This is a genomic window from Planctomycetota bacterium (assembly GCA_016207825.1).
In the GTDB taxonomy this organism is placed as follows: Bacteria; Planctomycetota; MHYJ01; order JACQXL01; family JACQZI01; genus JACQZI01.
Window position 1 is genome coordinate 1 of sequence record JACQZI010000030.1, and the last position, 23731, is coordinate 23731.

Genomic DNA, 23731 nt, shown 5'->3' on the forward strand with positions numbered 1-23731 from the left:
AGGGCAGATTTGGGAAGCTTATAAATCTCGCACCCTACCAGACAGATAAAAACACCCCCCCCTACCCATCCCCCCTATACCCCCAGGGGTATCCCTCTCCGGGGTATACCGAGAACGAAAAGGGAGTATATAGAATTTCTATTTAAGGGGAACAAAAATAGTTATGCCCTCCTTACAGGGTATCACTACCCCCTCTACCCACCTCCCCTATACCCCCCTCCCTACCCCCATTCTGGGGGAGTAGAAAAACTGGAATAGGGGGTGCGACGGTAAAACGAATCCGCGTCTTTGCGTTGGGACGGCTAAAGCTCGTATATTGATTAAATCAGAATCAAAATGCCAAGGGGGATTTTTAGGTAATTACTGAACTCTTGCGAAAGCGTTCCCTCTGTCATTCCCACCCAGCTCCTCTTACTTAAACACAAACAAAGAGAGTGTTAGAACACCGCCGACGATATAGAGCATAAGCGTATTGGGCATGGCATAAGGATAACCCATGAGGAGAAATCCGGTGAGCATAAGCTTGGCATCGGAACGCTTCTTGCCGACCATGAATGCGGACAAACCGACACATCCGAATATCAACGCTCCAAACAAATCAGCTGCGGTCATTTATCACCTTCCGGCTTAGGAGGTATTTTCATCGAATAGACCGCTCCGGAGGCGGACAGATGGATAATTCCTTCTTTGCTTACCGCCATCGCATTGATGTGGCCCTTGGGCAAATTGCAATTCATTTCAACCCAACTTTTCCATTTATCATAAGAGACAAAGACGCCTGCCCTCGCCTCCGCCACGACCATGGTATAGTCATCAGAATTGACGAATGCAATGCCGACAATCCCGGACGGCATATTCGGGGTGACTTTTTGAAATATGCATTCCGTAGCATTAGTTTTTAAATCCACCCGGTAAACATATTGGGTGAATTTTTCCCTCCGCGAACCGCCGATATACACAACATCCGGATTAGCCGGATCAAAACAAACAGCAGCAATGAATAAAAACGATTCATCGCCAAAGGTAATATCCTTCTTTTTCCATGTCTTGCCCTTGTCACCGCTAAAGGCAATTCCTTCAGTGCCGATAGCCAGGGCTGAATTGCCGTTTCTTACGATAAATTGAACGCCTTCGCCGATATCGCCCGGCAATTCTCCGGCTTTTTCCCATTTGTTCCCACCGTCAGCGCTTTTGAGCGATTTTTTATCATTCCAAGTGAGGCAATATATTTCATCTTTCCCGCAATAAACCGCGTTATAGGGTGTTTTATCTTTTAACGATTCTATAAGCGACCAGCCCTTGCCGCCGTCCGTACTGCGGCAAAACCCCACATCCGTTTCGGCTATCAACAAATCGTCCGTCCCGACTATATTATATGTATTGCTGAAAGGCCGCTTGGGCTGGATAGGCTCCCATGATTCACCGCCATTGCGGCTGATTCTGATTCCGGAAGTATACTCGGCCAGATAAATATCTTTCGGATTATCAGGGTCAATATATATTTTTTGCGCCTGGTTTGCCGCGAACCCTTCTCCGCTCCACTGCCATTCTTCGCCGCCGTCGGTGGTTTTGAAAATGCCGTGCTGAGTGCCGCAATACATCACGTTTTTATCCGAAGGGTCAAAAGCGATTGCGCTGACGCTCATGTTATGCAATCCGGTATTAAGTGTTTCCCATTTTTTGCCGTTATCGCGCGAGACAAAAAGCCCGTATTCATGCGAACCGACGTAAATATCAGCCGTTTCCAGGTGGAAAGCAATGAACCTTATCGCCCGGTCTTTAAACTTTTCATCCAAAAGCTTCCAAGTCGCGCCGCCGTCGACCGATTTAAATATCCCTCCCTTGTCAGATTTATCAGAACTTAAGAAAGATATGCCGAAGAGCGTTTTGGCGTCCCGCGGCGAACAGACGATTCTCTTGTTGCCGATGACAATATCTTTCATCCAGGTCTTGCCGCCGTCTTTTGAGGTCAATAAAATGGAATCGTGCAAAGTGCTGTCCATATCGCTCGCCATCTGGCTTATGGAGATGACAAGCGTATCATCGCCGATAAAATTCAGCGACTTATTAAAGAACAGCGGCGCCGAATAGTAATAACTGCTATACGAAAAAGGGCCTATTTTAAACTGTTCCCATTCGGTTTTGTCGGAAGGCAAACACGCCAGGAAACAATCGTAGGTATGCCGGAATTCCGGTTTTTCCGCGTTATCCACCTGCTCAATCTGGCAGGAAAACAACAGGCAATAAACGCCCTTGGGCCCGCTTTCCATCAGGCCTATTTTCAGGTTATTTTTAAAGGTGTGGATTTTATTCCATGTTTTGCCATGGTCCTTGCTTTGATAAACGGACGAATCGCTATAGATATACAAAATATCTTTTACAAGGTGCACCGGCTGGTCTTCAAGAAACACTTCCGGAGGAATTATCCGGTTCCAGGATTTTCCACCGTCGGAACTGACATAATTGCCGCCGCCCGGTCCATAGGCGTAAACAATTTGTGAATCGACGGAATCAACCTCTAAATCGAAAACCAAACTCCCCCAAGGACCATGGGTCACCCAGAGATTTTCTTTGTTGCCGGCAGGCTCATCCCCGGCATAAATAAATGAAAATAACATTAAAACACATAGGATAAGAATTGCGGATGTCGCGTATCGATTCTCTTTTAACATCTGTTTCATTTTTTCTCCTGTCTGCTCAGCTGCGGTCATTTATTCTCTCCGGGTTTTAGTAATGATTCATCCTTAACATCAGCCAGCCATTTCATAAGGTCATCAGCTATATATTCCCTGTCCTGGGGGTTTTTAGTCTCGCCGGCCCATAAATATTTATCATCCGGATTATCGGCGAAATCCAATATTTTATGCTGGCCGCTATCCGGAAGCCCGACAATACTTAAGATGCAGACAATCCTGACCCATTCATCATCGCTTAAAACGCCGGATATTAACTCTCGTATCCCTTGTTTCCCCAAACCGGAAAGATTTTTTCCCGCTTTCATCACCGCTTCCTTATCCCAGGTATTATTAATTTGGGTATGATTCAACTTATACGCGTAATATTTGACTTTAAGATACGTTATCGGATTGCCTATTAAGATGACTAACCCGACCAAAGCGGCTATTATGATTACGGCAATTATTATCTTTTTCATATTATTTACTCCTCTTATTTATATTCGGTTATTTATTTCCCTTAACGTTTTTAATAGTCATTTTCCGTGTGTATTTGCGGCTAAAATCACGTATTATTCCTCCACCATTTTCAAGAACTCTTTTTCATCAATCACCTTAATCCCCAGTTTTTTTGCCTTATCCTGTTTCTCGCCCGCCCCCGGGCCGGCAACGACATAACTTACCTTCTTGCTCACGGATTCCGAGGTCTTCCCTCCAAGCGATTCCACAATCTCCTTTGCCTTGGAACGCGGATATTTTTCAAGCTCACCGGTAAAGACGAAAATCAGTCCGGCAAGTTTTCCGACTTTTGGCTTTCCGGCCTTCGGGTCTATGCCGGCTTTCTTAAGCTTTTCAATCACCTTGCGGTTGCTTGAATCGGAGAAAAACTGCCTGATAGTTTCGGCAACGACAGAGCCGATTTCCGGAATCTCCTCCAGTTTCTCCTGCGGCGCCTCCATAAATTCGTCTATTGATTGGAAATGTTCGGCAATGGTCTTGGCAATGGCCTCGCCGACATGGCGGATGCCCAATGCATAAATCAGGCGCGGCAAGGTTGCTTCCTTAATTGAATTCTTTATGGCGTCCATAATATTCTGCGCCAGCTTCTCCCCCATCCGCTCCATTTTCAAGATATCGTCCTTCGTGAGCGCGTATAAATCCGATGGGTCTTTAACCAGCCCTTTATTGACCAGTTGCTCGATAATCTTTTCACCCAGTCCTTCGATATTCATCGCCTCGCGCTGGGCAAAGTGCTCGATTCTCCCCTTGACCTGCGCCGGGCAGGCGATATTCGGACAGCGCGCGATGACCTCATCCTGCGGAAAGACTATCTTTGAACCGCATTCCGGGCATTTATCCGGCATGATAAAATTATCTTTGCCCCTGGGTTTGGAGGTAATCACCTTGACAATCTTCGGGATAACATCACCGGCGCGTTTTATCACCACCGTATCGCCTATTTTAAGGTCAAGTCGTTTTATCTCATCCTGGTTATGTAGCGTGGCGCGGGAAACCTCCACCCCTCCGACAGAAACCGGTTCCAGGATGGCAACCGGGGTGAGGGCGCCGGTTCTCCCGACCTGCACTTTGATATCCAAGAGTTTGGTGGTTTCTTCGCGTGCCGGAAACTTATAGGCAATCGCCCATCTGGGACTGCGCGCGCGCATGCCCAACCGGTCGCGCAAACTAAAATCATTCACCTTAATGACAATACCATCTATCTCGTAAGGAATTTTATCGCGCTCTGACAGCATCTTTTCGTGGTATTTTTTAAGCTCTTCCAAATTTCCGCATAGTTGCGAATGCCTGATAACCTTTAAGCCGAGCGCGGATAAATATTCCATCATATCTTGGTGTGTTTTCTCTTTAACCCCTTTGGTGTCTCCGATGCCATGAATCATAATGTCAAGCGGGCGCGCGGCGGTTATTTTGGGGTCGAGCTGGCGTAAGGAACCGGCCGCAGCATTGCGCGGATTGGCAAAGAGTTCTTCCCCTTTTTGGGCACGCTCCCGGTTAAGCTTATTAAAGGCATCCTTATTGATAAAGACCTCGCCGCGGACTTCCAGATAGGCGGGCAAGGGAAAATCCTCTTCTATCAGGCGCAGGGGAATGCTCTTTATGGTCTTAAGGTTTTCGGTTATAAGCTCCCCTGTCATCCCATCGCCCCTGGTCGAACCGACTTTAAATATGCCTTTCTCATAAACGAGTTCCACGGCCGTACCGTCTATCTTGGGTTCGGCAACGAAATCTATTTCTTTAGCGCCCTTAAGCTCGGACATCAAACGTTCGTACCATTGCTCAAATTCGGCCTCATCCATGGCGTTTTCTAGGCTGACCATAGGCTGTTTATGCTGGACGGTCAAGAATTTATCAAGCGGCTTGGCGCCGACGCGCTGGGTGGGAGAATCCGGCGTAACGAGTTCCGGATATTTCGCCTCAAGAGCGGAAAGAGCCCGCATCAATTTATCGTATTCGGCATCTGATACCTCAGGGTCATCCAGAACGTAATAACGATGGTTGTGGTAATTTATTTCCGTCCTGAGCTCATCCGCTTTCTTTTTAATATCTAGGGATATCATAAATGGTTTATTTTCGAGCTGTCATTCTGAGCCCCGCTTTGCGGGGAGAAGAATCTCATTCTCAAAACGCCATAAGATTCTTCACTTCCCCCTCCACTTTATTTCGGGGGGACACCCCGAATAATCGGGAGTCCCCGTAGGGGGCGTTCAGAATGACATTAAACCTTTATATTTTGATAGTTCGCATTATACCAGATATGGGTTTTTAGTCAAAGAGATTATCTACAGATTTAAGAAGGTTTATTCCGATAGACTTACTATGCCTGATTTATCAAATTACATAGCTGGTTTCATGGAATACCTAACGGCTAGGAATGTTTCCGTGGAAACCATCCGCGCGTATAAATCGGATTTGGCACAGTTTATTGATTTCTTTAAGGGGAAGAAAATAACGCTCGACCCGAAATCGCTCGATACGCTCCAGATGAGGGAATACATTATCCATCTAAAAGAGCTAAACAAGCTCAAGACCTCTGTGGCACGCAAGGTGGCTTCGCTCAAGGCGTTTTGCCGCTTCCTTAATAAAAAAGGCATCATGGATAAAAACCCGGCGCTGATATTGCGCTCGCCGAAACTGGATAAGCGGCTACCATCATTCCTGACCGAGACAGAAACTTCCGGATTACTGGATAAAATAGACCTTTCAACGCTGGCCGGCAAGCGCGACAAGGCAATTATCGAACTGCTTTACAGCACGGGATGCCGGGTAAGCGAACTAGCCGGATTATACATCAGAGATATTGATACGGGAGGCGCCATAGTCAGGTTAAGAGGAAAGGGGAAAAAGGAGCGGTTGGTGCCATTGGGTAATTTCGCGATAAAAGCTATCGAGGATTACCTTAATTCGCGCATCAAGGAAAACCAGTTGGCAACTCCGAATATACCGCTTTTCTTAAATCACCGCGACGGACATAAGCTAACCGACCGCAGCGTCCGGAGAATTATCAAACTGCATACCAGGATGGCCGGACTGGAAGGCAAGAAAATCAGCCCGCACACCTTGCGGCACACCTTTGCCACGCATCTATTAGACCACGGGGCGGATTTGAGGAGTGTGCAGGAATTCCTGGGGCATAAGAGTTTATCCACCACGCAGATTTATACGCACGTAACAACAGCGCGTTTGAGGGATATTTACAGTAAAAGCCATCCGCGGGCAAAAACCAAGACAGGATAATTTCGGCTATTCTAGAAAGACAAAATTTATTCTTTTACCTTCTTCACTTCCGAAGTGATCGTAATAAGCCCTTCAACCTTTATAATGGATTTAGTTTTTTCTTCGGCCTTGCTTTTTTTATCCAGAGTAAATTTGCCGTCTAATTTGACATAATGGACTATTTTATTCTCCAAATCAAAGTAACAAACGCCGGTTAATTCCACAGTCGCCTGCGGTGTATCAGCAGACTGCTCACGGGCCGCCGAGATTTTAACGGCTATCTTGGCGCAGGTATATCCTTTGTAATCGGTTATTTCCTCTAATGACGCATCCCCTATTATCGAACATTTATCGGAATCGTAATCTTCCCGGAAAATAATCATCCCGAAATCGTCTTCCCTTATTTTCCATGAATCGCCCACTTTAACCTGGGCCGGGGCAATAAATCCGTCGAATTCATTAGAAGGGATAACATACGGGACATCCCTCGATAAAATCATATCCTCTTCTTTGCTTATCACCCTGGATTCAGCAACTTTGCTATCTTTTATTTTTAATCCTAATTTCCGGTCTTTCAGGGAGGTGTCTTCGTCTTTAATCGAAGCTTTCGAATCGCTGGTAGGCAAACCGCTCTTTTTGACATGGGAGGCCGTATACACCCTCTCGGCTTCCACGGTTTCCCCGGTTGAAATAATATTTTCCGTATATTTATTCTGTATGGATTGGACAAAGGTGTAAGTTGATGGTTTCTTACCTTCGGTTTCCAAGGTAAGATTCCCTTTCCATTCCTGCGATTGATAGACCTCAAATTTATCACCGGCTTTCATTTCCGGGGTCAATTGATAAAGGTTATCAGCGGAATAATCCGTCTTCTTTGTATTGGCAACATCACCGCCGACAGGCAGATCGGATTTTGCCGCCGGTTTATCCTGCGTCCAGATTACGCCCGTGATTAAAAGCAAAAGACTCAAAGAAACGATGATGTATTTCATGTTCATAATACAGCCTCCTTTCACAATGCTATTTAGATTATATTAACCCTTGGGATTATGTCAAGAAAATCGCTTCGCGATAACTTTAATGTGATTTTCCCCTTCCCCCCGCAAAGCGGGGAAGGGACTCCCTATCAGTCCCCGCAGTATAACGGAGCAGGGCAGTGGTTAGGAAAGTTTAAACTTTTCTATACCACAAGATATGTTTTATTTAAAATAATTATTAAACAGCGCCTGTAAAACGACTGATTTTTCTGGAAGATGCATTGTGATTTTGATATTTGTAATGTATTATGAACATTAATGAAAAGCTGATAAACCATATCGCACATCTGGCGCGGCTGGAACCCAATCTTGAGGAAAAAGAAGCACTCCGCAAAAACCTCGCCCAAATCCTGGATTATATCGGGAAGCTTAAAAGCATTGATACGGATAAAATTGAGCCGTTAATCCATTCAATTGAAATGAATAACGTCTTAAGGGAAGATAAAACAAAACCGGGCATTACGCGGGAGCAAGCATTAAGCAATGCTCCAGAAAAGGAAGCGGGCTTTTTCCGCGTTCCTAAAATCATAGAATAATATGGAATTATATAAGCATACCGCCCTGGAAATAAGGGACATGGTTTTAGACAAAAAAGTTTCCTCCACAGACGTGGTTAAAGACACTTTTAAGCGCATTGATTCGGTTGAGCCGAAAATCAAGGCGTATCTCACCCTCTGCAAGGAAACCGCTTTAGCCCAGGCTGGGAAAATAGATGAGAAAATACGTAAAGGCGAAAAAATCGGACAGCTTGCCGGCATCCCGATAGCCATCAAAGATAATATCTCTACGCAAGGAATAAAAACCACCTGCGCATCCAAAATACTTAGCAATTTCACCCCGCCTTATGATGCCTATGTAATAAAGCGCATCAAGGAAGAAGATGGCATTATCATAGGGAAAACCAATCTGGATGAATTCGCCATGGGTTCTTCCTGCGAGAATTCCGCTTTCGGCCCGACCCATAACCCGCACGATTTATCCAGGGTTCCGGGTGGTTCAAGCGGCGGCTCGGCAGCGGCAATTGCTTCTGATATGGCTTTTATTTCTCTGGGTTCGGATACGGGCGGCTCTATCAGACAACCGGCGGCTTTATGCGGAGTGGTTGGACTGAAGCCAACTTATGGCGCTGTTTCCAGATACGGATTGGTTGCCTTTGCGTCTTCGCTTGACCAAATCGGACCGATAACCAAGGATGTCCGTGATGCGGCTTTGATGATGAACGTCATTGCCGGATACGACCCGCAGGATTCGACATCGGTAAAAGAGTTCAATAGTTCAAAAGTTGAATGGTTCAAAAGGCTGGAAGATGGAGTAAAGGGATTAAAAATCGGCATACCAAAGGAATACTTCGCAGAAGGAATAGATAAAGATATCAGTAAATCAGTATATCAGAGTATCGGATTATTAGAGAAATTGGGAGCAAAAACCATAGATATTTCGTTACCGCATACCGAATACGGAATCGCCACTTATTATATCATTGCGCCGTCTGAGGCAAGCTCTAACCTAGCTCGTTATGATGGAGTGCATTATGGATACCGAACCACAGATTACACAGATTTAATGTCTATGTATCATAAGAGCCGGAGCGAAGGATTCGGCCCCGAAGTAAAACGCCGGATTATGCTCGGCACATTTGCGCTTTCCAGCGGATATTACGATGCATATTATCTCCGTGCTTTAAAAGTAAGGCGTTTAATCAAGAACGATTTCGATGAGGCATTTAAGAAAGCGGATGTCATCCTCTCCCCCACCTCGCCGATACCGGCTTTTAAGATGGGAGAAAAACTGGATGACCCCTTGCAGATGTATTTATGCGATGTGATGACCGTCTCCGCAAACCTGGCAGGAATCCCGGGTATTTCCATCCCATCAGGCTTTACTAAAAGCAAGCTTCCGGTTGGCTTGCAGATATTGGGAAAACCATTTGAAGAAGAGACAATATTACGAGTCGCCAGAACGTTTGAACGGGAAACCGATTATCATAAAACAAAACCAGTTATTTAATATATGGACTACGAAATAGTTATAGGGTTAGAAGTTCATCTTCAGCTTAAGACTGATTCGAAGATGTTCTGCGGCTGCCGCAATAAATTCGGGGCGGAGCCGAATACCTTAACCTGCCCCGTCTGCCTGGGAATGCCCGGAATACTGCCGGTTATCAATAAACAAGCCTTTGATTACGCCTTGCGCGCCGGACTGGCATTAAACTGCAAGATTGATTCATTTACTAAATTCGACAGGAAGAATTATTTCTATCCGGACCTGCCTAAAAATTACCAGATATCACAATACGATCTCCCCTTTGCCAAAGACGGATGGCTTGATATTAAACTAACAACTGATAACAAACCACTAACAACTAAAAGAATCGGCATTACCAGAGTGCACCTGGAAGAAGACACGGGAAAACTTATCCACCCGGAAGTAAGGCAGGAAGCCGGGGCAGAAAAGACACAATTAGGCTATAGCTTGGTCGACCTAAACCGCGCCGGAGTGCCACTTTTGGAAATCGTCAGCAAGCCGGAGATTAACTCGCCGGAAGAAGCCTATGCGTATCTGGGAGCTTTAAAGGAAATTATGCAATACCTGGAAATATCCGATTGCGATATGGAAAAAGGGTCGTTGCGTTGCGACACCAATCTGTCCGTCCGCCCGAAAGGCGACAAGAAATTAGGCACCAAAGCAGAGATAAAAAATATCAACTCATTCAAGTTTGTCAAGAACGCCCTGGTATATGAAGCGAAACGGCAGACAGAACTCCTTAAGAAAGGCGAACCTGTTATCCAGGAAACACGACTCTGGGATGAAAAGGAAGAAGTGACAAAACCGATGCGTTCCAAAGAAGAAGCTCATGACTACCGCTATTTCCCGGAACCTGACCTCGTTCCGGTAATAATAGACGCCAAATGGCTGGAAGAAGTCAAAAAAAACATGCCAGAATTGCCGGAGACACGGCGCAAACGGCTTATTAACCAGTATCAAATCTCTGAACACGAAACAAATGTATTAACGCAAGAAAAGGCTATGGCTGATTATGCCGAATCCGGTCCCGTGAGAACAAAAACCGCCCGGAATCTTATGCTGGGAATAGTCCTGCAGATTATTAATGAGCGGAAGATAGAGTTCGGTGAATTCGCACGGAAAGTGCCGCCGGAAAATCTCTTAGAGCTGGCAGAACAATTAGACAAGAAAATAATTGTCTCTACAATGGCAACAACCGTTCTCGGTAAAATGCTGGATAGCGGGAAAACCGCCGCCGAGATTATCAAGGGACAAGGATTGGAACAGGTATCAGACAAAAGTTCGCTTGAACCGATTATCAAGGAAGTGATTAAGAATAATGCCAAAATCGTGGCTGATTATAAAGGCGGCAAGAAAACCGCCATCCAATCGCTTATCGGACAGGTAATGAAAGCCAGCCGAGGCAAAGCCAATCCGCAGATTGTAAAAGAATTGCTTGCTAAATTGTTAGACAATTAATAGAAAGGAGCTAACCATGGACCCCATGAAAGAATTTTTCCTGTTTCTTTCACGGCAGAAGTCACTGCACAAGATGTTGTCATCATCCGGTCCATTTTGCGTCATTACCAGAAGGTTTGTTTCCGGAGATACCATCGAAGAAGGCGTCAAAGCCAGCAAGGAACTAAACCAGAAAGGCGTAATGGTGTCACTGGATTGCCTTGGCGAAAGCGTCCTGGATGAGAAAATGGCTGATGCGGTCGTCCAGGAATACCTAAAAATCATGGAACATATAAAAGACGAAGAGGCGTTTAAAATCAGCGTCTCCCTGAAATTAACCCAGCTCGGACTGGATATCGGCAAAGAGCTATGCCTTAAAAACCTGCGGCAGATACTGCAAAAGGCAAAAGATTACGGCAAACTGGTCACGATTGATATGGAAGATACGCCTTACACGGACCGCACCATAGATATCTATAAATCAATGCTTGCCGAAGGCTTCAAGGGAACCGGAATCGTTATCCAATCCTATTTAAGGAGGACAGAAAGCGATATCCGGAACATGCTTCCTTTGGGGCCGCGGGTGAGGCTATGCAAAGGCGCCTATAAAGAACCGGCCACCGTCGCTTTCCCGGATAAAAAAGATGTTGATAAAAACTATCTTAACATCCTTTCCATACTACTGAGCAAAGAAGCGTTAGGCTACGGCACTTACCCGGAAGTGGCCAGCCACGACGAAAAGATAATCAACTGGACATTGGATTATGTTAAGAAAAACAATATCGCGCACGATAAATTCGAATTCCAGATGCTTTACGGAATCCGGCGCGATTTGCAGGAAAAACTTGCCAAGCAGGGCTACAGGATAAGGGCATATGTGCCCTACGGAACGCATTGCTATCCGTATTTTATGCGGCGTCTGGCCGAACGTCCGGCAAATGTGCTGTTTATGGCAAAGAATATGCTCTATAGATAAAAGGAGATTTATTATGATGGTTATCGGTTATGTCTTGGTGGGATTGGTTGCCGGCGTGGCAGGCGGAATGCTTGGAATAGGCGGAGGACTGATTATTATCCCGGCCCTTGTTTATATTTTCGGATTCGGGCAGCACATCGCGCAGGGCACGACCTTGGCGCTGATGGTCCCGCCTATCGGCATTTGGGCAGCTTATATATATTATCAAAAGAATTTCATAGACTTCCAAGCAGCGCTTTTTATCTGCCTGGCTTTTTTTCTGGGCAGTTACTTCGGCGCTAAATGGGCAGTATCAATTCCGGCTCCGCTATTAAAGAAAATATTCGCGGTCTTCCTGGCTGCAATCGCAGTCAAGATGTTTACAGAAAAATAATTCCATGCAAACAGAAACGTTAGGCGATTTTGAATTATACCGCGACCAGCCGATAGGCAAAGGCGGCGGCGGCGAGGTCTACAAAGGCAGGCAGATTTCGCTTAACCGGCCGGTAGCCATAAAGTTCCTTTCTTCAGAATTGACCGATGACGAATCATTTGTCCTGCGTTTCCGGCGGGAAGCTGAATGCCTTGCCAAGCTTAATGATGAGCATATCATCCAGGTTTACGGGGCGGGCGAATACAAAGGCTCCCATTACTTTGCCATGGAATACGTGCCGGGCGTGCCGCTTGCCAAGTTTCTGGAACGCAAGTATAAATTCTCGCTTGACGATATCATTTATATCGGCGCTGCCGTTGCCAAGGCATTAAAAGCCGCCTGGGAATGCGATGAGCAAATCATCCACCGCGATATCAAGCCATCCAACGTCATGGTAGCTTTCCCAACCGCCGTATTGGAATCAAAGAAACTCGATATGAAAGAGGCGAAAATCAAGGTAATGGATTTCGGGCTGGCGCGCGCCATCAAAACACAAGCTTCGGCGCAGGACCTGACCATGACCGGCACGATTATGGGCACGCCCAGATACATGTCGCCGGAACAGGGGCTTGGAAAACCTTTGGATATCCGCTCTGACTTATATTCATTAGGAGTCGTCCTTTACGAGCTTGCTTCAGGAAAGGCTCCTTTTGAAAGCGATACCTCAATGGGCTATATCAATATGCATATAAACACCGACCCGATTTCCATCCATAATATAAAACCAAATATCCCGAAAGAAATGGAAATGGTCATAATGAAGTGCTTGAGAAAAGAACCTGCGGAACGATATCGCAATCCAACTGAACTGATAGACGATTTTGAGGCTATTAAACAAAAGCACGCGCCATTTTATGCCAAAACTCAAATGATCACGACAGAATCGCCTGCCCAGCCAAAACCCGCGCCAAAAAGCAGGCGTTTCCCAATTGGATTAAGCATCCTTCTTATACTCGCCATACTGGGATATATCGGCTATAGAATTGCCATGAATAACCCGGATGTCCAGCGTTATATCAAGCCGAATATTGAACCGGCCATAATCGGCCAGCCTTCTCCGGAAACCATCCTAGGAGACGAACAGATGAAAATCATCAATCATACGGGAAAGGATATAAACAATCCCTTTGATTACGGCATCCAGATTATGTCCTTTATAGAAAATACTTCCGGCGAAATACAGACGCGGAAATTACGGGTTGAAATTGACTGGCAGGGAAAAACTTATATCAAGGAAAAGGAAATAACGCTTTCTCCGAAAAGCTCCAGCACATTCACGGTAGATTTCTACGAACCGACTGAAAGCGAAGATTTTTACAAGTACCGGGTTTTATTAACCAAGCCGTAAAATCACTTCGCCACCCCATTCCAGAATTTTCTATAATCGGGTGTCCCCGAACCCCGCTTCAGCGGGGGGAGAGGGGCATCAGTCGCCGTATCCAGTCAACCGTTCCCGCGCCGAACATAAATAAAAGCGACCCTATTATAAACGCCAGGCGATATATGAAAAACACAAGCCACCCTCCGCCTATAAGTTCAAGCATTTCACTGTGTTCAAAGTAGCCAATAAGAACTATCAGCAATGTCCAGCCGATTATGATAAAGAACGAGATGAGCCCTGTCTTGAAACTTGCGTTAGCTATTGATTTGCTGCCGTCAAATCCGCCTAAATTAATAGCCGAAAGAATTGCCGAAACAATGACACAAAGCAAACAAATAACATAGATAATCCACGTCAAAGTGCCCAGAAAGCCAAGCGTTTCCGTATTGAATGGAATAGACAATAATTTCCCGATATCGGCTATTGATGCCGTTTGAACGATTTGGATTGCCGCAATTATCAGAAAAGCAATCGCCGCAACCCCTCCAAGGAAACGCGCAATATCGTTTTTCTCATAGAACATCCTGAGCCGCGCGCCTGCTAACATAAGTATAAAAGCCAGTACTCCGAAAACCATCAGCAGGTTATTGCTTTCAAATGAATTAGACATATTTGAAGACATGTTGGTATTAGAGGATTTTGCCGTATAAATCAGGAAAACGATCAAACCAACTATGCTAATAGCTACCCCGCGGAAAATACCGTGGCTTAGCATCGGAAGCACAAGCAATATCACGCCGCATAACGCAGGTAACAACGAAACAAAACCATCCCAAAATGATATCTCGAAAGAGCCCCAGCTCATGTCTGTTTGTCCCATAAAAGATTTTAATGGGATGAAATAGTTGATGATTAAAGCGACACCGATAATCTTAGCCCACTTATCAATAGCGCCGGCGCCTTTATGGCTTAAAAACTGGGATGTGCTGACAACCCCGGTCCTCCGGCATGCCGGGCAAAGCCGCCTGCGGTCAACTACCATAAGGCATTCAGAACAAAAATCTTTCCGGCAGGCATCGCAGAAGCCGGCAATAGGTTTCCCCGGATGGTTTGGGCAGGTTTTTCCGCCATGATGCAAACTATCCTCGCCGCGATGGTGGACATCAAATTGATCCGGATCCGCATCCTTCTTAAGCATTTCGCCGCACAGGTTGCACGTCAAAGCGCCTTCTTTATTTTCATACTGACACTTCGGGCATTTCATAATGCTTCTCCTATAAAATATTGGCTTAACGATTATTTACACTCTGCCGGAAGGACCTCTATTTTATCTCCTTTTCGCTCCAAGTAGCCGCAATTAATTTTTGGGTCATGCTCCCAAAAGCAAATCCATTTTTCTTTCACGGCCTGTTCGATAAGGAATCCTTTTGATTCCATGGTTTCTTCCGGGTAGAGGTCATAACTCATCGCGTAAGGCAAATCAAGATGCGCGGTCGTCGGGATGAGGTCGCTCCAGAAAACACCCTTTTTCCCTCCGGAGCTAAACAAGATAACCTGATGCCCCCTGGTATGTCCGCCGGTCGGTTTCACTTTCACTCCAGGGGCAATCTCTTTTTCCCCGTCAATCAACTCCAGGACGCCGTATTCTTTCAAAGGCATGATATTTTCCGGGCGGTAGCTGGCGCGGGTGCGGACGGTCGGCGCAACCGCTTTTTCCCACTCCGCTTTCTGCACGATGTATTTCGCATTCGGGAAAGCCGGTTTGAATTTATTATTGCCATCGGGAACGGTATTATATCCGGAGTGGTCAAAATGAAGATGGGTATTAACCACCATATCAATATCTTCCGGCTTTAAGTCACAGGCGGCAAGACTGGAAAAAAGGTCAGGCGGGTGCTGAATGGCGTAAATCTCCAGGAAACGCTTGTTATATTTCTCATTCGGCCCGACGCCGGTATTAATCAGGATGTTTTTACCGCCTGCTTGTATGGCAAGGCACCACAGCCCCATTTGTATCCTGTTTTGTTCATCGGCGCTAATGCGTTTTTCCCACAAGGCTTTCGGGACAATCCCGAACATCGCCCCCCCGTCAAGCCTGAAAAACCCGTCGCTGACTATATTAATATTTACGCTTCCGAGTTTCATATCTCCCTCACCACAGAGACACAGAGACCACAAAGATTATACAATAAATCTCCTGAGCCCATCCTTTAAAAGGGGAACATTAAAATTAATTAATAATCCAATACGTATCTTTGTTAATTTCAAATACGTTATCAACTGGGCTTCATGAATCGGTAATATTTCATCTACGGATTTAATTTCTACAATTACCGATTTTTCTATAAGTAAATCTAAACGGTATCCACAATCAACTTTTAAGCCCTTATATTCAACAGAAAACGGGAGTTGGCTTTGAAATTCAATATTACGCAATTTTAATTCTTTACACAGGCATGCTTCGTAAGTACTTTCCAGCAATCCCGCACCTAAATGACGGTGGACTTCAATAGCGGCTCCGATAATCTGTTCCGTAATCTTATTATCCACTTTGTGTCCTCTGTTTCTCTGTGGTAAAATCATCCGTTTTTCCGCTCCCAGTTATATGGGATTTCCGGCGTATCAAACGGCAAACGGTATTCATCCGGTTCTTTCGGATTATACGGCTGGGTCGGGCAATTAAGCATTATCGCTTCTTCTTCGCTGATGCATTTAAACCCGTGGTAAACAAATGGAGGAATCTGGACGAGAATCGGGTTATATGCGCCCATGAAAAATTCGTTAACCTCGCCCTTGGTCGCGGAGCCTTCCCGGGAATCGTATAAAACCACTTTCATCATCCCGTGCACAACGCAAAAAGAATCGGCCTGTTTTTTATGGTAATGCCAGGCTTTAACCACGCCCGGGTAAGCGGTAGTAATGTATACCTGCCCGAATTTGATGAATAAATCATCGTCCGAACGCAGGATTTCCATAATACGCCCCCGTTCATCCGGAATCGGCTTTAACTGCTTAATCTTAACATCTTTTATCATATATTAAGCCCCTGTCTTTCTCGTATATGCGATTACCTCATCCAGTATCTGGTCAATATTCTTGGTCGGCTTATAGCCGATGGTTTTATTTATTTTCTTTAAATCCGGGACACGCCTTAGCATATCTTCAAATCCTGATTCGTAGGCTTTATCATAAGGAATATGTTTTACGGTAGATTTGCTGTTGGTTTTGGCTTTTATCTTGCGTGCAAGTTCATTTATGGTGATCTCATTTTTACTGCCGATATTAAAAACCTCTCCCACCGCCTTATTGGTATTAACTAACTTAATAATTGCGCCGACCACGTCCGTCACCGCGGTGAAACAGCGCGATTGTTTCCCGTTTCCGTAAACCGTCATAGGCTCACCGCAAAGCGCCTGCTGGACAAAGCGCGGGATGACCATTCCGTAACTGCCGGTTTGCCTCGGTCCGACCGTGTTAAACAAGCGGGCGATGACCGTGGGCGTTTTTTTCTCGCGCCAGTAAGCGATTGATAAAAACTCGTCTATCGCCTTGGAGCAGGCGTAACTCCAGCGGCTACGGCAAGTGGGGCCAAGAATCGTGTCATCCGATTCCTTAAACGGAATCTTATTGCTTTTGCCGTAGACCTCTGATGTGGAAGCGATAAAAACCTTCTTCTTTTTCTTGGAGGCATGCCTTAAAACCACTTCCGTTCCGGAGATATTCGTCTCGATAGTCCGGACCGGGCTTTCCACAATCAACCGCACCCCGACCGCCGCCGCCAGATGGAAAATGACATCGCTCTGGTCAATCAATTCCGCCAGGACCGGCTCGTTGAAAATGGTGTCTATCGCGTAATAAAACCGCGGATTATTCCTGATATGCTCGATATTTTTTATGGAGCCGGTTGAAAGGTCGTCTATAACGAATACTTCGTGTTTCTTATTAAGCAAAGCCTCGGCAAGATGCGACCCGATAAAGCCGGCGCCGCCCGTGATTAAATAACGCATTGTTTTCCTGACTCTTAAATATAATTATCCACCAGCTTGGCTAGTTCATCCTTGGAACGCATCCCGACAATCTGTTCCATTAATTTGCCGCCTTTAAATATCATCAGGGTCGGGATGGCCGAAATCCTGTATTTCGTCGCGGTTTCCGGATTATCGTCTGTATTAACCTTTCCTACCTTGACTTTGCCCTTATAATCATCGGCAAGCTTTTCAACTATCGGGCCCAACATCCGGCAGGGGCCGCACCAGGGCGCCCAAAAATCCAACAACACCGGCAGGCTGCTTTTGGTCACTTCGTTTTCAAAATTACTATCTGTTATCGCTACAACATTTTCTGACATACAGCACCTCTCATTTTTAACTTGTTCGTCATCATTACCAAATCTTATTGACAAACGCAAGAAAATATTTATATATATTGTATAACTTATATAAGGAGAATGTATGAAACAAGTTAAGGTCTATTCGACCCCGACCTGCCCCTGGTGCCGGAAGGCAAAAGAGTATCTGCAAAACAAGGGAATCCAGTTCGAGAATTGCGATGTCTCCTCTGACCGCGCCAAAGCCGATGAAATGGTCAAATTAACCGGGCAGATGGGAGTTCCGGTAATCGTAATCGACAAGGAAATCATAATCGGTTTTGATACGGCCAAGATTGATAAATTGCTGTCTTAATAAAACCACGTCCCTGAATAAATAAGGAGCTTGTGATATGGCAAGAATTGTCAGATGCGGATTGATTCAAGCGGCTAATGCCAAAGGGCCCAAGGAATCCAATAGCGCCATCAAAAAAGCAATGGTGGATAAACACGTCAGGCTAATCGCCGAAGCGCACCGTAAAAAGGTCCAGGTTTTATGCCTGCAGGAATTATTCTACGGGCCGTATTTTGCCGCCGAGCAGAATCACCGCTGGTATGATATGGCGGAAAAAGTCCCTTCGGGTGCGACCACCAAACTCATGCAGCAGCTTGCCAAGAAATATAAGATGGTTTTGGTTGTTCCTTTAATGGAAGAAGTGATGAAAGGCGAATATTACAACACCGCCGTAGTGATTGACGCGGACGGCAAATACCTCGGTAAATACCGAAAGTCCCATATCCCCCATTGCTTCCCGGGCTTCTGGGAAAAATTCTATTTCCGCCCCGGTAACCTCGGATACCCGGTATTTGAAACGGCTTACGCCAAAATCGGCGTTTATCTTTGCTACGACCGCCACTTCCCGGAAGGGCCGCGAATCATGGGATTAAACGGCGCGGAAATAGTTTTTAACCCCAACGCGACCGTCGCGGGATTATCCGAACACATCTGGAAACTGGAAATGCCCGCCCATGCCGCATTTAACCAATACTATGTCGGCGTAATCAACCGCGTAGGAAAAGAATATTGGGATATCGGCGAATTCTACGGCACAAGCTTCTTTGCCGACCCGCGCGGGCAGATTATCAGCCAGGCCTCGCGCACTAAAGAAGAACTGCTGGTTGCCGATTTGGACCTCGATAAAATAACCGAAGTCAGGGACAAATGGCAATTCTACCGGGACCGCCGCCCGGAAACTTATATCGAAAGGACGCCATGCTTATAAAAAATATCTGCCGCGGCATATTAATCCCGCTTGTCTTTGCTTTGATTTCGTGCCAGACGACCACTTTCGTCCCCACCCCGGATAAACAACTGCCGCAACCAAAGCAGCCGGAAACAATGGTGCTGGTAAAAGAAAACCTATGGCTCGGGATATTGCTGGAAGAATCCGGCAACAAATTATTAATCAAGGATTTGTTCTGGAATTCTCCCGCCGAACATGCCGGCATTAAAGCAGGCGACCAATTAACCGTAATAAACGGGAAAAAGACAAGCACGCTGGCTGAAGCAAAAACATCGCTTTATTCATTGCCCACGAACGCCCCTGTCAGGCTAAACCTTATCCGGGAAGAAGAAAAAATCACGCTTTCAGCCGGAGATAAGAAAGAAGAACTTTCCACCCCTGATTTACCATCCAAATACCGTGAATTCTGGAACGGCTTAAAGCACGGCGAAACCGTTTCGCTTTTCGTAAGCAAGAAACTTACTCCGCTTGAGTTTTCTATAAAAGCAAAAAATATACCACCCGCTTACCCTTTGCCCGTTGAGGAAACGCCGGCAGAACCGATTACCCCAACCGCGCCATCGGCGTGGATGGGCGTCCAACTGTCTGATGTCAACGATTTAGAACCATTTGGCGAACCTAAAGGGCAAAAAGGCGTCAGGATAGACCAGGTCGTTCCCGATACTCCGGCGCAAAAAGCCGGGTTGCAGGATAAAGATATCATTATCAATTACGACTCCCAATCATTCAAAACCGATGAAACATCTCCCCTGGCAACCCTTTCCGAATCCATCAAAAGCAAAAAGCCCGGAACGACGATGAACGTAACCGTCTTGCGCGAAAACCATATATTAAGCACCATGCTTAACGGCAAGCCTATGAATATATCAATAGACAAGCTTATGGAAAAAATAGAAAAACTGAATATCCCTTCCGAACTCCAGGCGACTCTTACCAAAAAGCATGATAAGCTTATCATCCCGGTAATACTGGGCGCCCGGCCGGAATTCGCCTCCGCCAAAGAACCTCAAGACTGGGATAATGAAACGCTCCACCCGGAACTAAAAAATTACAAGCACCCGATTGAAGAATCCATAAGCCAAATAATGGAATGGACCGCAATAACGGATAAATACGCCGACCTTCTGAAACGCTATACCGATGACGAGAAATGGGAGGACGCATTCAGGCTTAAAGAAATAAAATACCTGCACCGCGACCCGTTTAAGATGGAGAAAATATCGGCTGATTTCCTAAACCAGCTGCAAAGCACTTCAAATATCTCCGTCCTGCCTTTGCTTATCTCTTATATCGGGCGGGAAATGGATATGTCCGAATATCCGCATAAAATACCCGCGGAAATACCGTCCCTCAAAACAGGGATATCACTGGAAGAACATGTTAAGCAGATAGAATCCGTCCTGGAAACTGCCTCTAAACTGCGTGACGAGGCGTTTGAAGGGCTGACTAAATCGGAAATGAAATTCCTCTCCGAAAATATCTTCGGTTTTACCAACCGTTATATCCGCGATTTCCATTTCTCCGACCCCGAAGAGATTAAAAAACGCAATGATATCGACCGTGAAATACTCGCGCTGGCAGAACGCGTGGATTATGCCAAGCTCTTGAAATCAGCACAAGTCGTCGCCTCGCTCTTTGACGAAGCTTACCTCAAAGGATTGTCCGAAGACGCCGGCGATAAAGACATCGCCAAAGACACCAAATGGGGAAAAATCATCATCGGCAACAGGGATAACGACCAATACCTGGAGTTTCACGCGGTGATAATAGATTTAGGCGGAAATGATTTCTATGCCGATACCGGCGCGTCATCGCTGGAAAGGCCGTCCTCGATAATTATAGACTACAAAGGCAACGATACATATTCATCCTATAATTACGCCTGCCAGGGAACCGGTATTTTAGGCTCGGCTTTTGTGGTTGACCTTGCCGGGAACGACGCCTATGTCGCCCAGGATTGGGGACAGGGCTCGGGATTTTTCGGTATCGGCGTGCTTTATGACAAAGAAGGTAATGACATTTACCGCGGAAAGGAATACGTCCAGGGCGCCGGATTCTTCGGGCTCGGCATCCTTATAGATAACGACGGCGATGACCGCTACCAGGCAAACATGTTCGCCCAGGGATTCGCCTCGACCAAAGGTTGCGGGCTTCTGATGGATAAAAACGGGAATGACGATTATTACGCCACCGCCAGCCAGCCCAACAGCTACCCGGAAAACATCGGGACATTCAACGGATTTTCACAGGGCTCCGGCACAGGCATCCGCTGTTACGCGGATGGCGGGATGTCACGCTCGGGCGGAATCGGGATACTCATTGACGCAAACGGCCGCGACCGTTATGAAGCCGGGACATTCTCCCAGGGCGGCGGCTATTTCTTCGGCTGGGGCTTGCTTTACGACGGAGGCGAAAATAGCGATACTTACATCGGCACGCGCTACGCCCAGGGATTCACCGCCCATTCCGCGCTCGGGTTCTTCATGGATGAGGCCGGCGACGACCATTATGCTTCTTACTGCGGCGTACACGCCGGTTTATCCTGGGACTTGACCGCCACCGTATTCATTGATAAAGCAGGCAACGATACCTATGACTATGAAGGCGGCTTTTCCGTGGGCGCGGTTGCCCACAACGGGTTTTGCCTTTTCTACGACGCCGCAGGGAAAGATACATATAATTCTGTCCTGGGCAAAAACGGCGCCGGCAACAGCTACCACGGCGGCTACAGCCTTTCCATATTCCTGGACGAGGATTCAAAGGAAGACAAATATCACCAAAAAGGAGAAATTTCGCCGGTTGAAGTTGAAAAAGAATATGCGATTACCATTCGCCTCAATAAAAAGCTGTCCGAACTTTCCGAGGAAGAATTACAGTCCGGCATAAAAGATTTAACTAAATAATGCTCTTACAAGTCCACTACCCGTTTTACATCATCTTTGTTGCCGTAATAATTCTCTTGATAATAAACCTGCTGATTGCCTTCCGGCGAATCCGGAAAAACATTCTTAAGCGAACGCTCACTGCTTCGCGCCTGGACAACAAAGCCTTATTTATTTCCGTCTTGTCAATAGATGCTATCCTGATTTTATGCGTCCTTTACGGCCACTTGATTGAGCCGAACCTTGTGGAAATCAATTCATTCAGTTACACCTCTAAAAAGATAACCGGCCCGCCTGCCGGCGAGGCAGTCTCCCCTATCCGCATAGTCCATTTATCAGACTTGCATATTGAGAGCGAAGGTGAACGCGAGCTGACCGTGCCGGAGATGGTCAACAAACTCAATCCGCATATTATCGTCATAACCGGCGATTATTTAAACGAAGGGACGCCGGATGAACCATTGAAAAACTTCTTATCAAAACTGAAAGCGCCTTTCGGCATTTACGCGGTCAGCGGCAACTGGGATACGAAACACACTATGGCAGTCCTTAAAGAATCCGGCGTTACCATACTGGATAACCGTAAAATAATATTGAATATCCACGGCTCGCAAATCAGCTTACACGGCATCTCCTGCCCGGGCGCCTGGTATAACCCGGCCAAAATGGTCGAGGAACTCGAACCGGAAAAAGAAGGGCTTAATATCCTGCTTTCCCACCTGCCGGATATCCTGCCTGATGTCAAGGAGGTGGGATTTGATTTCCTGCTTTGTGGGCATACGCACGGCGGGCAGGTAAGGATTCCATTTTACGGCGCGCTGGTGACCATCTCCAGATACGGCAAGCTCTTTGAAGCCGGCTGGTATAAATCCGGCGAGACAATGATGTATGTTAACCGCGGAATCGGATTGGAAGGAATAAAACACGCCCCGCGTGTCAGGTTCTTGTGTAAACCGGAAATAATGCTCTTGGAAGTATCCGGAATGGCGCTCCCTTAAGATTAAACTTAACATCACCGATTGCGGGACGGGATTCGGGGACACCCCTCTGGCGATGACGCCCGATTATGCTGACGTAGGGGCAGCCGATAATAGGAACCTTCGGCAGAGTGGGGCGAAAGCCCGCCTGACCGGACGGGCAGGCAGGAATCCATCCCGCCGAGGCGGGACTTTATCTGACTGGATTCTCGCTGGAGTTTATCCCGCTGGACTATAGTGACAAGCGGGGCGGGAATGACAGTCAAAGTGATTCTCTTAGGACATTAATGTGGTGAGTATCAATTAATGTACAATTCGGGGAAAATAGCCTGACCAATAGAGGGGATAGGGGTTTTGAAACGGGGGTAGGTAGGGTATATACCCCCCGCTTAATTGCTTATATTCATTTTAACCCCTTAATTCTGCGTTATATTGAGTTTGGCGGGTTCTACAAGCTTTCTATTCTCAGGGCTAAAACTTTCCGACCCAGGGATAACTTTTTCCGCCTTGGGGACAAACCTTTCATCCCTTGGGCTGAACCATTCATCCTTTGGGATAAACCATCTATCCCGCGGGCTGAACCATTCATCCTTTGGGATAAACCATCTGTCCCACGGGCTGAACCATTCAGCCTTAGGGATGAA

The 23731-nt window shown here is 46.3% G+C and carries 22 protein-coding genes; 11 read left to right on the forward strand and 11 right to left on the reverse strand.

Annotated elements, in window-relative coordinates; translation table 11 throughout:
- Positions 1 to 411: 411 nt before the first annotated feature.
- From HY811_10610 to ligA, 4 genes are all read right to left on the reverse strand, one after another.
- Entirely contained in the window at positions 412 to 612 is a 201-nt protein-coding gene (locus tag HY811_10610) for an amino acid transport protein (GenBank protein ID MBI4835248.1), read from the reverse strand.
- Entirely contained in the window at positions 609 to 2681 is a 2073-nt protein-coding gene (locus HY811_10615) for a hypothetical protein (GenBank protein ID MBI4835249.1), read from the reverse strand. Before HY811_10615 ends, HY811_10610 begins: the two co-directional genes overlap by 4 nt.
- Before the next feature lie 26 nt (positions 2682 to 2707).
- Positions 2708 to 3154, reverse strand: coding sequence for a hypothetical protein (locus HY811_10620; GenBank protein ID MBI4835250.1), 447 nt, complete (start codon positions 3152 to 3154; stop codon positions 2708 to 2710).
- 93 nt (positions 3155 to 3247) lie between these two features.
- Positions 3248 to 5254, reverse strand: coding sequence for an NAD-dependent DNA ligase LigA (gene ligA, locus HY811_10625; GenBank protein ID MBI4835251.1), 2007 nt, complete (start codon positions 5252 to 5254; stop codon positions 3248 to 3250).
- A 259-nt stretch (positions 5255 to 5513) separates the two neighbouring features.
- Between ligA and HY811_10630 the strand changes: the two genes are divergently transcribed.
- Entirely contained in the window at positions 5514 to 6431 is a 918-nt protein-coding gene (locus HY811_10630) for a tyrosine recombinase XerC (GenBank protein MBI4835252.1), read from the forward strand.
- 26 nt (positions 6432 to 6457) lie between these two features.
- Here the strand turns inward: HY811_10630 and HY811_10635 are convergent, their stop codons facing one another.
- Complete coding sequence (locus HY811_10635; protein MBI4835253.1) at positions 6458 to 7408, reverse strand: hypothetical protein; 951 nt, start codon at positions 7406 to 7408, stop codon at positions 6458 to 6460.
- A 287-nt stretch (positions 7409 to 7695) separates the two neighbouring features.
- On the opposite strand from HY811_10635, the gene gatC reads away from it, so the two are divergent.
- From gatC to HY811_10665, 6 genes are read left to right on the forward strand one after another with little or no spacing between them, the layout of a single operon-like run.
- Positions 7696 to 7983 (forward strand): Asp-tRNA(Asn)/Glu-tRNA(Gln) amidotransferase subunit GatC, encoded by a 288-nt coding sequence (gatC, locus tag HY811_10640; GenBank protein ID MBI4835254.1) that lies wholly within the window; start codon positions 7696 to 7698, stop codon positions 7981 to 7983.
- 1 nt (position 7984) lies between these two features.
- Complete coding sequence (gatA, locus tag HY811_10645; GenBank protein ID MBI4835255.1) at positions 7985 to 9454, forward strand: Asp-tRNA(Asn)/Glu-tRNA(Gln) amidotransferase subunit GatA; 1470 nt, start codon at positions 7985 to 7987, stop codon at positions 9452 to 9454.
- A 3-nt stretch (positions 9455 to 9457) separates the two neighbouring features.
- Positions 9458 to 10930, forward strand: a complete 1473-nt coding sequence (gatB, locus tag HY811_10650; GenBank protein ID MBI4835256.1) for an Asp-tRNA(Asn)/Glu-tRNA(Gln) amidotransferase subunit GatB — start codon at positions 9458 to 9460, stop codon at positions 10928 to 10930.
- A 16-nt stretch (positions 10931 to 10946) separates the two neighbouring features.
- Complete coding sequence (locus HY811_10655) at positions 10947 to 11885, forward strand: proline dehydrogenase family protein (protein MBI4835257.1); 939 nt, start codon at positions 10947 to 10949, stop codon at positions 11883 to 11885.
- A gap of 13 nt (positions 11886 to 11898) precedes the next feature.
- Positions 11899 to 12258, forward strand: coding sequence for a sulfite exporter TauE/SafE family protein (locus HY811_10660; GenBank protein MBI4835258.1), 360 nt, complete (start codon positions 11899 to 11901; stop codon positions 12256 to 12258).
- A gap of 4 nt (positions 12259 to 12262) precedes the next feature.
- Positions 12263 to 13645 carry a serine/threonine protein kinase gene (locus HY811_10665; protein MBI4835259.1) on the forward strand — a complete coding sequence of 461 codons (1383 nt, stop codon included), beginning with the start codon at positions 12263 to 12265 and terminating at the stop codon, positions 13643 to 13645.
- A 58-nt stretch (positions 13646 to 13703) separates the two neighbouring features.
- Here the strand turns inward: HY811_10665 and HY811_10670 are convergent, their stop codons facing one another.
- The 6 genes from HY811_10670 to trxA are packed head-to-tail and all read right to left on the reverse strand — an operon-like array spanning position 13704 to position 17966.
- On the reverse strand, positions 13704 to 14882 hold the full coding sequence (locus tag HY811_10670; protein ID MBI4835260.1) for a hypothetical protein: 1179 nt from the start codon (positions 14880 to 14882) through the stop codon (positions 13704 to 13706).
- Between the two features lie 32 nt (positions 14883 to 14914).
- Positions 14915 to 15763, reverse strand: a complete 849-nt coding sequence (locus HY811_10675; protein MBI4835261.1) for an MBL fold metallo-hydrolase — start codon at positions 15761 to 15763, stop codon at positions 14915 to 14917.
- Between the two features lie 36 nt (positions 15764 to 15799).
- The gene (locus HY811_10680) at positions 15800 to 16201 is read right to left on the reverse strand and encodes a GxxExxY protein (GenBank protein MBI4835262.1); all 402 of its coding nucleotides are present in this window, start codon (positions 16199 to 16201) and stop codon (positions 15800 to 15802) included.
- Positions 16198 to 16653, reverse strand: a complete 456-nt coding sequence (locus tag HY811_10685) for a dTDP-4-dehydrorhamnose 3,5-epimerase family protein (protein ID MBI4835263.1) — start codon at positions 16651 to 16653, stop codon at positions 16198 to 16200. Before HY811_10685 ends, HY811_10680 begins: the two co-directional genes overlap by 4 nt.
- A gap of 3 nt (positions 16654 to 16656) precedes the next feature.
- Positions 16657 to 17625 (reverse strand): GDP-mannose 4,6-dehydratase, encoded by a 969-nt coding sequence (locus tag HY811_10690; protein MBI4835264.1) that lies wholly within the window; start codon positions 17623 to 17625, stop codon positions 16657 to 16659.
- Positions 17626 to 17639: 14 nt separating this feature from the next.
- Positions 17640 to 17966 (reverse strand): thioredoxin, encoded by a 327-nt coding sequence (gene trxA, locus HY811_10695; GenBank protein MBI4835265.1) that lies wholly within the window; start codon positions 17964 to 17966, stop codon positions 17640 to 17642.
- 103 nt (positions 17967 to 18069) lie between these two features.
- Here trxA and HY811_10700 point away from each other — a divergent pair, with 103 nt between their 5' ends.
- From HY811_10700 to HY811_10715, 4 genes are read left to right on the forward strand one after another with little or no spacing between them, the layout of a single operon-like run.
- Positions 18070 to 18300 (forward strand): glutaredoxin family protein, encoded by a 231-nt coding sequence (locus HY811_10700; protein MBI4835266.1) that lies wholly within the window; start codon positions 18070 to 18072, stop codon positions 18298 to 18300.
- A gap of 37 nt (positions 18301 to 18337) precedes the next feature.
- Positions 18338 to 19207: an acyltransferase gene (locus tag HY811_10705; protein MBI4835267.1), complete on the forward strand. Its 870-nt coding sequence runs from the start codon at positions 18338 to 18340 to the stop codon at positions 19205 to 19207.
- Positions 19198 to 22131, forward strand: a complete 2934-nt coding sequence (locus HY811_10710; GenBank protein MBI4835268.1) for a PDZ domain-containing protein — start codon at positions 19198 to 19200, stop codon at positions 22129 to 22131. Before HY811_10705 ends, HY811_10710 begins: the two co-directional genes overlap by 10 nt.
- Complete coding sequence (locus tag HY811_10715; GenBank protein MBI4835269.1) at positions 22131 to 23108, forward strand: metallophosphoesterase; 978 nt, start codon at positions 22131 to 22133, stop codon at positions 23106 to 23108. The genes HY811_10710 and HY811_10715 overlap by 1 nt, the downstream gene beginning before the upstream one ends.
- Positions 23109 to 23731: the final 623 nt, after the last annotated feature.

Excerpts from the sequence above, each read along its gene's own strand:
- HY811_10610 (MBI4835248.1), bottom strand. The coding sequence starts at position 612 with ATGACCGCAGCTGATTTGTTTGGAGCGTTGATATTCGGATGTGTCGGT.
- HY811_10615 (MBI4835249.1), bottom strand. The coding sequence starts at position 2,681 with ATGAAACAGATGTTAAAAGAGAATCGATACGCGACATCCGCAATTCTT.
- HY811_10620 (MBI4835250.1), bottom strand. The coding sequence starts at position 3,154 with ATGAAAAAGATAATAATTGCCGTAATCATAATAGCCGCTTTGGTCGGG.
- ligA (MBI4835251.1), bottom strand. The coding sequence starts at position 5,254 with ATGATATCCCTAGATATTAAAAAGAAAGCGGATGAGCTCAGGACGGAA.
- HY811_10630 (MBI4835252.1), top strand. The coding sequence starts at position 5,514 with ATGCCTGATTTATCAAATTACATAGCTGGTTTCATGGAATACCTAACG.
- HY811_10635 (MBI4835253.1), bottom strand. The coding sequence starts at position 7,408 with ATGAACATGAAATACATCATCGTTTCTTTGAGTCTTTTGCTTTTAATC.
- gatC (MBI4835254.1), top strand. The coding sequence starts at position 7,696 with ATGAACATTAATGAAAAGCTGATAAACCATATCGCACATCTGGCGCGG.
- gatA (MBI4835255.1), top strand. The coding sequence starts at position 7,985 with ATGGAATTATATAAGCATACCGCCCTGGAAATAAGGGACATGGTTTTA.
- gatB (MBI4835256.1), top strand. The coding sequence starts at position 9,458 with ATGGACTACGAAATAGTTATAGGGTTAGAAGTTCATCTTCAGCTTAAG.
- HY811_10655 (MBI4835257.1), top strand. The coding sequence starts at position 10,947 with ATGGACCCCATGAAAGAATTTTTCCTGTTTCTTTCACGGCAGAAGTCA.
- HY811_10660 (MBI4835258.1), top strand. The coding sequence starts at position 11,899 with ATGATGGTTATCGGTTATGTCTTGGTGGGATTGGTTGCCGGCGTGGCA.
- HY811_10665 (MBI4835259.1), top strand. The coding sequence starts at position 12,263 with ATGCAAACAGAAACGTTAGGCGATTTTGAATTATACCGCGACCAGCCG.
- HY811_10670 (MBI4835260.1), bottom strand. The coding sequence starts at position 14,882 with ATGAAATGCCCGAAGTGTCAGTATGAAAATAAAGAAGGCGCTTTGACG.
- HY811_10675 (MBI4835261.1), bottom strand. The coding sequence starts at position 15,763 with ATGAAACTCGGAAGCGTAAATATTAATATAGTCAGCGACGGGTTTTTC.
- HY811_10680 (MBI4835262.1), bottom strand. The coding sequence starts at position 16,201 with ATGATTTTACCACAGAGAAACAGAGGACACAAAGTGGATAATAAGATT.
- HY811_10685 (MBI4835263.1), bottom strand. The coding sequence starts at position 16,653 with ATGATAAAAGATGTTAAGATTAAGCAGTTAAAGCCGATTCCGGATGAA.
- HY811_10690 (MBI4835264.1), bottom strand. The coding sequence starts at position 17,625 with ATGCGTTATTTAATCACGGGCGGCGCCGGCTTTATCGGGTCGCATCTT.
- trxA (MBI4835265.1), bottom strand. The coding sequence starts at position 17,966 with ATGTCAGAAAATGTTGTAGCGATAACAGATAGTAATTTTGAAAACGAA.
- HY811_10700 (MBI4835266.1), top strand. The coding sequence starts at position 18,070 with ATGAAACAAGTTAAGGTCTATTCGACCCCGACCTGCCCCTGGTGCCGG.
- HY811_10705 (MBI4835267.1), top strand. The coding sequence starts at position 18,338 with ATGGCAAGAATTGTCAGATGCGGATTGATTCAAGCGGCTAATGCCAAA.
- HY811_10710 (MBI4835268.1), top strand. The coding sequence starts at position 19,198 with ATGCTTATAAAAAATATCTGCCGCGGCATATTAATCCCGCTTGTCTTT.
- HY811_10715 (MBI4835269.1), top strand. The coding sequence starts at position 22,131 with ATGCTCTTACAAGTCCACTACCCGTTTTACATCATCTTTGTTGCCGTA.